This is a genomic window from Pseudoxanthobacter sp. (assembly GCF_036822375.1).
Classification (GTDB): Bacteria; Pseudomonadota; Alphaproteobacteria; order Rhizobiales; family Segnochrobactraceae; genus Pseudoxanthobacter.
In genome coordinates this window covers 9,821-21,215 of the sequence record NZ_DAISHT010000041.1, presented here as the reverse complement: position 1 = coordinate 21,215, position 11,395 = coordinate 9,821, and the positions used below count along the sequence as shown (strand labels likewise).

The window sequence follows — 11,395 nt, the reverse complement described above, 5'->3', positions numbered from 1 at the left end:
GGCAGACGAGAGCGACGACGCGCACCGCGACAGCGCGGGCCTGCTGCAGCGCCTGCCCGGCGACGGCGACACAACCCACTGACATCGGCGACCGGAAACTCCGGTCCGCCCCGGAAATCGCAGAGCCAGCCGTGCGCCCGGGGCCCGGCGCGGACGGCATGGCTTTGGCCGCCCCGCCGCTCTCCGGCCCCGCACCGGCCTCTTCCGTGCCCGGCCGCCGAAGGCCGGCGCCGGCGATCTGTGCCCGCCGCGGCCTTCGGGTCCGCGTCCGGCGGTTCTCCCGGAAATCACGCCCGGAGCCTCAGCCCCGCGAGCCTCCGCCTCAGGAGCCACAGCCCTATGAGCATTCAGATCAAGACCCTCGACTTCGAGCCGCGGCGACAGACGTTCGGCCACGTCGCCCGCCGGCTCGGCGCTGACAAGCCGGCAAGCCGTTATCAGGAAGCGGTGCTCGACGTTCAGGCCACCGACAATTTCCACTACAAGCCGCTGTGGGAGCCGCAATACTGGGTCTACGACACCCGCAAGACCGCGGTGACGATGCAGGACTGGTACAAGCCGCTCGATCCGCGCCAGTTCTATTATTCCACCTACAACATCGCCCGCGCCAACATGCAGCAGGCGGTGGACCGCAACTTCACCTTCGTTGAAGAGCGCGGCCTGATCGAGAAGGCGAGCTCCGCCGCCCGCGAAGCCATCGGCCGCGCCCTGCTGCCGCTGCGCCATCTGCACTGGGGCTCCAACATGAACATGACGGAGATCTGCCAGCGTGGCTGGGGCACGGCGATCACCGCGCCGTGCATCTTCTCCTCCGGCGACCACCTCGGCATGGCGCAGATCGTGAGCCGCATCGGTCTCGTGCTCGATGGCCAGACCGGCACCTCGCTCGACGCTGCCCACAAGGTGTGGATGGAAGACGCCGCCTGGCAGGGCGTTCGCCGCCTCATCGAAGACAGCTTCGTGGAGCGCGACTGGTTCCGCCTGTTCGTCATTCAGGCGCTCGGCATCAACGCCGTGCTCTGTCCGCTGGCCTACCGCGCCTTCGATGCGGTGTGGGCCGATGCGGCGATCCCGGTCGCCATGCTGACCGAGTTCATGACCGACTGGGCGGCCGAGGAAGGCCGCTGGACCGATGCCGTCATCCGCGTCGTCGCCGCCGAGAATGCGCAGAACAAGGCGCTGGTGAGCGGCTGGGCCGCGGAGGCCATCGACCGGGCGGAAGCCGCCGGCCGCCAGCTCGCTGCCGGCTGCCTCGACAACGACGGCGCCGTTGCCGCCACGGCCGCCGATGCCGCCCGCACCCGTGCCCGGGCCCTCGGCCTCGCGCTCTGAACCCGCACAAGGACATTTGCCATGGCGCAGGTCGCCTCCATCACCCTTCTGCACAACGACGACGCCCGCCCGGTCATCGAAGCCATTCTGGCCGACAATCCCGGCGTGCGCGTGATGAACATGCCCGGCGCGGTCAAGCTCGACCGCGATCAGGAGATCGTGGTCAACCGCGCCTCCGTCGAGGAACGCCTCGGCCGCAGCTGGGACCCGCAGGCAATCCAGCTCGTGCTCATCTCCATGGCCGGCAACCTCGATGAAGACGACGACCATTTCACCCTGAGCTGGCGTCGCTGAGACCCGATCTTTTCCGACCGCAGGCCCCCGCCCGGCCGGGCGCGCGAGAGCCGCGGCAACAGGAGGAAACCCCGATGAGCGCAAAGAAGCTGGGTCTGAAGCAGCGCTATGCCCACATGACGCGCGGGCTGGACTGGGAGACGAGCTACCAGAAGATGGAAGACGTCTTTCCCTACGACCGGTTCGAGGGCATCAAGATCCGCGACTGGTCGGCCTGGGAGGACCCGTTCCGCCTGACCATGGACTCCTACTGGAAGTTCCAGGCGGAAAAGGAACGCAAGCTCTATGCCGTGCTCGACAGCTTTGCCCAGAACAACGGCCAGCTCGGCCTGTCGGATGCGCGCTATGCCAACGCCATCAAGCTGTTCCTGACCGGCATTTCGCCCGGCGAATATCAGGCCCACCGCGGCTTCGCCTTCACCGGCCGCCACATGCGCGGCGTCGGCCCGCGCGTGGCCGCTCAGATGCAGTCGCTTGACGAACTGCGCCACCTGCAGACGCAGGTTCACACCATCAGCCATTACAACAAGTATTTCGGCGGCCTGTCCGAGTTCCGCCACATGCATGACCGCGTTTGGTATCTTTCGGTGCCGAAGTCGTTCTTCGACGATGCCCGCTCCGCCGGCCCGTTCGAATTCATGATCGCGATCGGCTTCGCTTTCGAATATGTGCTGACGAACCTGCTGTTCGTGCCGTTCATGTCGGGCGCGGCCTATAACGGCGACATGGCCACCGTGACCTTCGGCTTCTCCGCCCAGTCGGACGAAAGCCGCCACATGACGCTCGGCATCGAGGTCATCAAGTTCCTGCTGGAGCAGCACCCGGACAATCTGCCCATCGTGCAGAAGTGGGTCGACAAGTGGTTCTGGCGCGGCTACCGCCTGCTGTCCCTCGTCGCGATGATGATGGACTATATGCTGCCGAAGAAGGTCATGTCGTGGAAGGAAGCGTGGTCGATCTACTACACCGAGGCCGGCGGCTCGCTGTTTGAGGACCTCGCCCGTTACGGCCTGCGCGTGCCGAAATATTCCGACATCGCCACCGCGGAAGCCGATCACATCTCGCACCAGAACTGGGCGATCTTCTACCAGTACAGCCACGCGGCGGCGTTCCACACCTGGATGCCGGATGCCGAGCACCTCGACTGGCTGTCGGAGAAATATCCCGACAGCTTCGACCGTTACTATCGCCCGCGCTGGGAGATGTGGCGCGAGATGGAGAAGGAAGGCAAGCGGTTCTACAACCCCGGCCTGCCGCAGCTCTGTCAGGTCTGCCAGATTCCGATGGCCTACATGGAGCCCGGCAAGCCGACGGAAATCGCCTTCCGCTCGACCAAATACAAGGGCGAGCGCTATCACTTCTGCTCCGATGGCTGCCACGACATCTTCTGCGACGAGCCGGACAAGTATGTGCAGGCGTGGCTGCCGGTGCACCAGATCTTCCAGGGCAATTGCGGCGGCGGCTCCGTGCCGGAAGTGCTCGACTGGTATCACCTGAAGGACGGCGACAACCGCGACTATGTCGGCTCGGCCGACGAGGCGCTGTGGAGCGAGTGGCACCCCGACAAGGTGCGCCAGAAAGCCTGACCCGCCGGCCGGGCGGGCCGCCGCGCCCGCCCGGCCCCGTGCTTCCCTTCCGCCTGTTTCCACCCGATCCGGCGCACACGCCCCCCCGCGGGGCGCGCGCAAGGAGGCGTCATGTCCGTTACCGCCATCGTTCCCGACTATGCCGATTTCATCGAAGCCCGCGATGTGAAGGCCAATTTCCACGGCAACATCGTGGTCTACGTGCACTGGGAAAAGCACCTGTCGTTCTGCTCGGCCGTTGCCTTCCCGCTGCCGCCGTCGATGCCGTTCGCCGCCCTCGTCCGCGATGTCATCGCCCCCACCTATGCCGCGCACCCCGATGCCGCCCGCATCGAGTGGGACAAGGTGGAGTGGATGATCGACGGCGAGCGCGCCAGCCCCGATTTCGAAGCCTCGCTGGAAGCCAACGGCCTCGACCACAAATCTCTCATCCGGTTCTGGACCCCCGGCCTCGACGGCTGGGCCGGCACCTGCAACTGACCGCGGACAGGAGGGGCAGATGGGTTTTGAACTCACCATCGAGCCGATCGGCGAGACCATCGAGGTGGCCGAGGGGCAGACGATCCTTTCCGCCTGCCTCCGGGCCGGCATCTATCTGCCCCACGCCTGCGGCCACGGCCTGTGCGGCACCTGCAAGGTGGAGGTGGTGGACGGCGAGGTCGACCATGCCGAGGCCTCGCCCTTCGCCCTGATGGATTTCGAGCGCGACGAGGGCAAGACGCTCGCCTGCACGGCGCGGCTGATGAGCGATGTCACCATTGAGGCCGACATCGACGAAGACCCGGATCAGGAGCGCATTCCGGTGCGCGACTTCACCGCCCGGGTGGCGGCCATCACCGATCTCACCCACGATGTGAAAGGCATCCGGCTGGTCACCGACGCTGAGGTGCCGTTCCAGCCGGGGCAATATGTCAACGTGGTGCTGCCGGGGGTGGAAGGCTCCACGCGCGCCTTCTCCATCGCCAACCCGCCCGGCGAAAAAGGCGTGATCGAGCTGCAGGTGCGCCGGGTGCCGGGCGGCGCCGGCACCGGCTTCCTGCACGAGAAGCTGAAGGAGGGCGACAGCCTCACCTTCTCCGCCCCCTACGGCCGGTTCTTCGTGCGCAAGTCGCGCGGCGGGCCGCTGCTGTTTCTGGCCGGCGGCACCGGCGTCTCCTCGCCGCGCTCGATGATCCTCGACCTGCTGGCGGAAGGCTACAGCGATCCGATCACCCTCATCCACGGCGTCCGCACCGCGGCCGACCTCTACGGCGAGGCAGAATTCCGGGCGCTTGCCGCGGCCCACCCCAACTTCACCTATGTGCCGGTGCTGTCGGCCGAGCCGGCCGGCAGCGACTGGAACGGCGAGCGCGGCTTCGTGCACGAGGCAGCGGGGCGGCTGTTCAACGACCTGTTCGAGGGCCAGACCGCCTATCTCTGCGGCCCGCCGCCGATGATCGAGGCTTCCATCGCCGCTCTCATGAAGGGGCGGCTGTTTGAGAAGCACATCTTCACCGAACGCTTCCTGACCGGAGCGGACGGGGCGGAAAAGCCGAAGAGCCCGGTCTTCCGCCGCATCTGAGGGGCCAGCCCGAAAAAAAGCCGGCCGGAGGGGGAGACCCTCCGGCCGGCTTCGTCTGTCTCAGGGCGGGCGGACCGGCGGTCAGCCGGCCTGCGTCACGAAACGGCTTTCCAGATAGGCCTCGACCGCCTCCGAGCCGCCTTCGGTGCCATAACCGGAATCCTTGACGCCGCCGAAGGGCACTTCCGGCAGGGCAAGGCCGTTGTGGTTGATGGTCAGCATGCCCGCTTCGACGCGCTGGCCGAGGGCCGTGGCGGTCGCCGTGGAGGTGGTGAAGGCGTAGGAGGCCAGGCCGAACGGCAGGCGGTTGGCCTCGGTCACGGCATCCTCCAGCGTGGAGAAGCGGTTGATGATGGCGAGCGGGCCGAACGGCTCCTCGTTCATCACCCGCGCCGTCACCGGCACGTTGGCCAGCACGGTCGGCTCGAAGAAATAGCCCTTGTTGCCGATGCGCCGGCCGCCGGTCTTCAGTTCCGCGCCCTTGGCAACGGCATCCTCGATCAGCGCCTCAAGGGCCGGAATGCGGCGCGGGTTGGCGAGCGGGCCCATGCCGGTTTCCGGGTCGAGGCCGTTACCGACCTTCGTGGCGCTGAAAGCCTTCACGAAGCCGTCGGTAAAAGCATCGGCGATGCCGTCCTGCACGAGGAAGCGGGTGGGCGAAACGCACACCTGACCGGCATTGCGCACCTTGGTCGGCACCATCACCGACAGCGCCTTGCCGAGGTCGGCATCGTCGAACACCATGACCGGGGCATGGCCGCCGAGTTCCATGGTCGCCCGCTTCATGTGCAGGCCGGCCAGCGCGGCGAGCTGCTTGCCGATGGGGGTGGAGCCGGTGAACGAGATCTTGCGGATGACCGGATGCGGGATCAGGTATTCGGAGATCTCGGCCGGAACGCCGTAGACGAGGTTGACCACACCCGCCGGCACGCCGGCATCGACGAAGGCGCGGATCAGCTCGGCCGGCGAAGCCGGGGTTTCTTCCGGTGCCTTGACGATGATGGAGCAGCCGGTCGACAGCGCCGCGGAGAGCTTGCGCACCACCTGATTGATGGGGAAGTTCCACGGCGTGAACGCCGCCACCGGGCCGACCGGCACCTTGTAGACGAGCTGGTTCACGCCCGGCGCGCGGGCCGGAATGATCTGACCATAGGTGCGGCGGGCCTCCTCGGCGAACCACTCGATCACCTCGGCCGCCACCAGAATTTCGCCCACGGCCTGCGCCACCGGCTTGCCCTGCTCGCGCGTCATCAGAACGGCGATGCTCTCCTTGCGCTCGCGCAGCAGCTCGGCCGCCCGGCGCATGATCTTCGCCCGCTCGGTCGGCGCGGTGGCGCGCCAGATCGCAAAGCCGCGGCTCACGGCATCGAGCGCGCGGTCCAGATCGACCTTCGTGGCGTGAGCGACGGTGCCGATCACCTCTTCGGTCGCCGGATCGATCACGTCGATGGTGCGCCCCTCGGCCGCCGGGCCCCATGCGCCGTCGATGAAGAGCTGAACGTTCGGATAAGGCTGCGCAGCAGCCGCGGACTGGGTCAGGGACATGGCTTTCGGTTCCGAAACTCCGGCCACCAGCGGGGGAGGATGGCCGTGGCTGATGCACTAGCGCAGCGGGTTGTCAGAAAACGCGGATCGTCACATAACGATGGCGGATCTTTATCCGGCCCCGGCCGCCCCCGCGCCAGCAACCTTCGATTGCATTCACGCGGGCGCCCGCCGGCGCAGGGAAGCTCCGCCCGGGGAACGCCGCAACCGGCAGGCAGGCCATCCGGCCGCCCTCCGCGCTCAAGGCCGCGTGGCGGGACTTTTCCGGTGTGTCCGGCATGCCCGCGCCTGCGGCGCAGACCGGCCGGCGCCCGGCGCCGTCATGCTGCAGAACGGCGCCGCGGACACCGGCACGCGCCGGCATCAGCAGGTTTCATGCCATCTTACGCCGATGCCGCGGCGATGTCAGATCACGTCCGGGTCGATAAAGACCGGCACCCCGCCGCCGAAGCGCGACAGGCGGAACGGCGCCGGATCGACCAGCGGCGACGCCCCGGTGACGAGGTCGGCGGCAAGCCGCCCGGCCCCGGGGCCGATGCCGAAACCGTGGCCGGAGAAGCCGGTGGCGACCGTCAGTCCGGCAACCTCCACCGGACGGTCGATGACCGGCACCAGATCGGGCGTGGCATCGATGCGCCCGCCCCAGCTTTCCGCAATGGCGATCTCGCCCAGTTCCGGGCGCTCCTGCCGCAGGGCGGCCAGCACCTTCGCAGCCACCCGGCGATCCGGCGCCGGATCGTTGATGCGCCGCATCTCGAAGGCGGAAACTTCGGTCGGCGGGCGCACCCGGTCGCGCTTCCACGCCGCCCGGAACTCCGCCCCGAACGACAGCCTGACGCTGCCGAGGTTCTGCCGCCACAGCGGCAGGAAATCGAAGAAGAAGCGAAAGCTGTCCGGCACGAGGTCGTGGCTGGCGTCGGAACGCGGCGTCAGCGTATAGCCCCGGTCGAGGCGGCGGCGCAGGCACAGGCCGGCGTTGAGCGTGGCTCCCTGCAGGATCTCCAGCGCCGACGTGGTGCGCGACACCGTCTCGCGCACGGTGAGCTGCGGCAGGCGGATGCCGTGGTGGCGCAGGAACAGCGACGACCACGCCCCGGCCGCCACCAGCACCGCCCCGGTGGCGACGGTGCCGTGTTCCGTCACCACCCCGGCCACCCGGCCGCCGTTGACGAGGAGACCGCGGGCCGCCGTCATCTGGTGCAGGCTGGCGCCGGCCTGCCGGGCGGCCTCGGCAATGGCCGGCGCCGCGACGGAGGGCTCCGCCCGTCCGTCCGTCGGCGTCAGCAGCCCGCCGACCCACGGCTGGCCGTGGGCGGGCAGCGTCGCCTCGGCCTCATAGGCGGAGAGCTCCACCGCCGCGATGCCGGCGGCGCGGCCGCGCACGGCCCAGCGCTGCCAGCGTTCCATTTCGGCCCGCTCGCGCGTCAGGCTCAGCAGGCCGGTGCGGCGGAAACCGAGGTCGCGGCCGAGGGTGGCCTGAAATTCATCCCATATGGCGAGGCTCTTCACGATCAGCGCCAGCTCGCGCCGGTCGCGGCCCTGCTGGCGCACCCAGCCCCAGTTGCGGCTCGACTGCTCGGCCGCGATGCGCCCCTTCTCGACTACGGCGACCGACAGCCCCTCGCGGGCCAGAAACAGCGCCGCCGAAACGCCGATGATACCGCCGCCGATCACCACCACGTCGGCGGCTGCCGGCAGAACGTCATCGCTGGCAACGGACACGAGCGGATGCGGCATGGCGGACCCCGGCTGCACAGTCCCGCCGGATAAGGCGGGCGATCTTGTTGTTGTCGGGCCGGACGCAGGCGGCCGCGTCCCGGCGACGGCAGACCACGATTCGGCGCTTGCCGCAGGATCCTCCGAAGCCCCCCCGGCCGGCAAGCCCGTCGGGCGGCTTCGCTGCGGTGCGCCGTCGCAGTGCGGCGATTGCACAACAGTGCCGCCCGGCCGGTCCGGCCGCGGGCTTATTGGCTGTCGGAATCGAAACCGCACCGTGTATAAGATCCCCGCGGAGACAAGAAACGCGGAGAGAGTGATGCCAACCGTCCTCGTTGCCGGTGCTGCCGTGCAGGACTTCATTTATCGGTTCGATGCAACGCCGGCACGCGGCACCAAGGGACGGGCCCGCGACTTCACCTCCATCGGCGGCGGCTCCGGCGCCAATGCGGCTGTCGCCGTTATCCGCCTCGGCGGCAAGGCACAGGTGCTCGCCCCGCTCGGCGACGACCTGATCGGCGAGATGATCGTGCGCGGCCTCAACGCCGAGGGCGTCGATACCTCCAAGATTCTGCGCATTCCGGGCCGCGAGTCGCCGGTGTGCTCGGCCATCGTCGACGGCGAGGGCGAGCGCACCATCCTGACCTGGCATCCGCCTCATGTCGCGCCGCCGGAAATCGACGATCCGGCGCCCTATGTGGACGGCGTCGATGCGGTGCTGACCGACGACCGCTATCCCTCGCTGGCCATTCCGCTGCTGCTGGAGGCCAAGAAGCGCGGCATTCCGGGCGTGCTCGACGGCGACCGGGCCGAGGGCGATGCGCCGCAGATGCTGCGGGCGGCGAGCCATGTGGTGTTCGGCACGCCGGGCCTGCGCGGCACCTCCGGCCTCAACGACCCCACCCGCGGCCTGCTGGCCCTGCGCGCCACCACCGGCGCGTTTCTGGCCGTTACCCTCGGCTCCGGCGGCGTGATGTGGCTGGAAGGCGACAAGGTGCACCGCATGCATTCGTTCCCCATCCATGCGGTCGACACGCTGGGGGCGGGCGACACCTTCCATGGCGCGTTCGCGCTGGCGCTGGCGGAGAAGATGGAGCCGCGCGACGCCCTGCGCTTTGCCTGCGCGGTGGCGGCCATCAAGTGCTCGCGCTTCGGCGGCCGGGCCGGCGTGCCGCGCCGCGACGAGGTGGATGCCTTCCTCGCGGCCCATCCGGCCGTGACCGACTGAGCGCTCTGCGGCAGAAAAGCCACGCAAGCGCATTGCCGCGGCTCAAGCCGGTGGCGCTTTGCATCGCTTTCTTCTAAAAGAGAGCCTCGTTCCGCCGTCAAGGATCGCCTTCGTCCGGCCGCGCCCTCCCGCGCGGGCGGGCGTTCGTCATTGCCGGCTTTCTTCGCGCACTGCGCCGCCCTCCGGCCGGCGCCCGCGCCAGACAGGCTTCTTCAGTGGCTTTTTCCACCCTTCATCCGGCGCTTGCCCGCGCCCTCGCCGGGCGCGACTACACCAGCCCCACGCCCGTGCAGTCCGCCGTGCTGACCGGCGATGCTGCCGGCCGCGACCTTCTGGTTTCCGCACAGACCGGCTCCGGCAAGACCGTGGCCTACGGTCTGGCCATTGCCCGCACGCTGCTCAGCGATGACGAGCCGCCGCTCGGCGCCGCCGGCGCGCCGCTGGCCCTCGTCATCGCGCCGACGCGCGAACTGGCGCTTCAGGTGCAGCGCGAGCTGGCGTGGCTCTATGGCCCGGCCGGCGCCCGCATCGTAGCCTGCGTCGGCGGCATGGATCCGCGGCGCGAGCAGCGCCTGCTGGCGGCCGGCAGTCACATTGTCGTCGGCACGCCCGGCCGCCTGCGCGACCATCTGGAACGCGGCCAGATCGATCTCTCCGGCTTGCGGGCCGTGGTGCTGGACGAAGCCGACGAGATGCTCGATCTCGGCTTCCGCGACGATCTGGAATTCCTGCTGGACGCCACGCCGGAAGACCGGCACACGCTGCTGTTCTCCGCCACCATGCCGCGCGGCATTGCCCAGCTTGCCGCGCGCTATCAGCGCAATGCGCTGCGCATCGAGGTGGCGACCACCGAGGGCGGCCACGCCGATATCGATTATCGCGCCATCCGCATCGTGGCCAAGGAGGCCGAGCACGTCGTCGTCAACGTGCTGCGCTTCTACGATTCCCCCGGCGCCATCGTGTTCTGCAACACCCGCGAAACCGTGCGCCACCTGACGGCGACGCTGCAGGAGCGGCAGTTCTCCGTGGTCGCTCTTTCCGGCGAGCTCGGCCAGAACGAGCGCAATCAGGCCCTTCAGGCGCTGCGCGACGGCCGCGCCCGCGTCTGCGTGGCGACGGATGTCGCCGCGCGCGGCATCGATCTGCCGGGCCTCGGGCTGGTGGTTCATGCCGAGCTGCCGCACGATGCGGAAAGCCTGCAGCACCGCAGCGGCCGCACCGGCCGCGCCGGGCGCAAGGGCGTCAGCGTGCTGCTGGTGCCGCCGAACCGGCGCCGCAAGGCGGAAATGCTGCTGTCGGCCGCCGGCGTCACGCCGGAATGGGAGGCGCCGCCTTCGGCCGATGCCGTCCGCGCCCTCGACCATGAACGCATGCTGCGCGATGCGGTGCTGGCCGACGAGCCCGGCGAGGACGATCTCGCGGCCGGCCGCGCCCTGATGGAGCACTATTCGCCCGAGCACATTGCCGCCGCGCTGGTGCGCATCTACCGCGCCCGGCTGCCGGCGCCGGAAGAGGTGGAAGACCCGGGCGAGGGCCGTGTGAAGCGCGATCAGGCGCTGCGCGCCCGCTTTTCGCCTTCCGAGGATGGCCGCCCCGGCAGCCAGTGGTTCCGCATTCCGGTCGGCCGCCGGCGCAGCGCCGATCCGCGCTGGCTGCTGCCGCTGATCTGCCGCCGCGGCAGCGTGACCAAGGATGCCATCGGCGCAATCCGCATCTTCGATGCCGAAACCGCCTTCGAAGTGGCAATGAGCGCCGTGCCCGGCTTCCTCGACAGCCTGAAGAACACGGCGCCCGACGACCTGCCGATCGAGGCGGTGGAGGGCGATTTCAGCCCGGTCGCCGCCGAGCGCAAGAGCCGGCCGCGGACCTTCGGCAAAGGCGGACCGGGCAAAGGCGGCAGCGGAAAGAGCGGGCCGGGCAAGGGCAGCCGCGGCGGCCCCCGGCAGCCGCGCGACGGCGATGCCGGCGGCCCCTACCGCCCGCGCCGCAAGAGCGGCGACCAGAACGGCTGATCCCGCCGTTCTGCAGCCGGCAGCGCCGGGGCCACAGGCACCCGGCGCCCGGCGCTTCACACCACGCGCGTCATCACACCACCGGCGTCAGCAGCGGGCGCCCGGTGCGCCATGCCTCCAG

9 protein-coding genes are annotated in these 11,395 nt (G+C 69.3%); 7 read left to right on the top strand and 2 right to left on the bottom strand.

The features are described from left to right. Positions 1-339: 339 nt before the first annotated feature. The 5 genes from V7067_RS06405 (at position 340) to V7067_RS06385 (ending at position 4,773) form a co-directional block, all read left to right on the top strand. Positions 340-1,332 (top strand): hypothetical protein, encoded by a 993-nt coding sequence (locus V7067_RS06405; protein WP_334175052.1) that lies wholly within the window; start codon positions 340-342, stop codon positions 1,330-1,332. Positions 1,333-1,353: 21 nt separating this feature from the next. Then, positions 1,354-1,626, top strand: coding sequence for an MmoB/DmpM family protein (locus tag V7067_RS06400; protein WP_334175051.1), 273 nt, complete (start codon positions 1,354-1,356; stop codon positions 1,624-1,626). A gap of 74 nt (positions 1,627-1,700) precedes the next feature. Continuing rightward, the gene (locus V7067_RS06395) at positions 1,701-3,212 is read left to right on the top strand and encodes an aromatic/alkene/methane monooxygenase hydroxylase/oxygenase subunit alpha (protein WP_334175050.1); all 1,512 of its coding nucleotides are present in this window, start codon (positions 1,701-1,703) and stop codon (positions 3,210-3,212) included. A 111-nt stretch (positions 3,213-3,323) separates the two neighbouring features. After that, entirely contained in the window at positions 3,324-3,692 is a 369-nt protein-coding gene (locus tag V7067_RS06390) for a phenol hydroxylase subunit P4 (RefSeq protein ID WP_334175049.1), read from the top strand. A 19-nt stretch (positions 3,693-3,711) separates the two neighbouring features. Next, entirely contained in the window at positions 3,712-4,773 is a 1,062-nt protein-coding gene (locus V7067_RS06385) for a 2Fe-2S iron-sulfur cluster binding domain-containing protein (protein ID WP_334175048.1), read from the top strand. A gap of 81 nt (positions 4,774-4,854) precedes the next feature. Here V7067_RS06385 and V7067_RS06380 read toward each other — a convergent pair whose 3' ends face one another. Continuing rightward, positions 4,855-6,318: an NAD-dependent succinate-semialdehyde dehydrogenase gene (locus V7067_RS06380; protein ID WP_334175047.1), complete on the bottom strand. Its 1,464-nt coding sequence runs from the start codon at positions 6,316-6,318 to the stop codon at positions 4,855-4,857. Between the two features lie 405 nt (positions 6,319-6,723). After that, positions 6,724-8,055, bottom strand: coding sequence for an FAD-binding oxidoreductase (locus V7067_RS06375; protein ID WP_334175046.1), 1,332 nt, complete (start codon positions 8,053-8,055; stop codon positions 6,724-6,726). Positions 8,056-8,353: 298 nt separating this feature from the next. On the opposite strand from V7067_RS06375, the gene V7067_RS06370 reads away from it, so the two are divergent. Next, positions 8,354-9,262, top strand: coding sequence for a PfkB family carbohydrate kinase (locus V7067_RS06370; RefSeq protein ID WP_334175045.1), 909 nt, complete (start codon positions 8,354-8,356; stop codon positions 9,260-9,262). A gap of 215 nt (positions 9,263-9,477) precedes the next feature. Next, positions 9,478-11,274 carry a DEAD/DEAH box helicase gene (locus V7067_RS06365; RefSeq protein ID WP_334175044.1) on the top strand — a complete coding sequence of 599 codons (1,797 nt, stop codon included), beginning with the start codon at positions 9,478-9,480 and terminating at the stop codon, positions 11,272-11,274. Positions 11,275-11,395 lie beyond the last annotated feature (121 nt).

Bases quoted from the DNA above. Each gene is read 5' to 3' on its own strand.
- V7067_RS06405 (WP_334175052.1), top strand. From the start codon at position 340: ATGAGCATTCAGATCAAGACCCTCGACTTCGAGCCGCGGCGACAGACG.
- V7067_RS06400 (WP_334175051.1), top strand. From the start codon at position 1,354: ATGGCGCAGGTCGCCTCCATCACCCTTCTGCACAACGACGACGCCCGC.
- V7067_RS06395 (WP_334175050.1), top strand. From the start codon at position 1,701: ATGAGCGCAAAGAAGCTGGGTCTGAAGCAGCGCTATGCCCACATGACG.
- V7067_RS06390 (WP_334175049.1), top strand. From the start codon at position 3,324: ATGTCCGTTACCGCCATCGTTCCCGACTATGCCGATTTCATCGAAGCC.
- V7067_RS06385 (WP_334175048.1), top strand. From the start codon at position 3,712: ATGGGTTTTGAACTCACCATCGAGCCGATCGGCGAGACCATCGAGGTG.
- V7067_RS06380 (WP_334175047.1), bottom strand. From the start codon at position 6,318: ATGTCCCTGACCCAGTCCGCGGCTGCTGCGCAGCCTTATCCGAACGTT.
- V7067_RS06375 (WP_334175046.1), bottom strand. From the start codon at position 8,055: ATGCCGCATCCGCTCGTGTCCGTTGCCAGCGATGACGTTCTGCCGGCA.
- V7067_RS06370 (WP_334175045.1), top strand. From the start codon at position 8,354: ATGCCAACCGTCCTCGTTGCCGGTGCTGCCGTGCAGGACTTCATTTAT.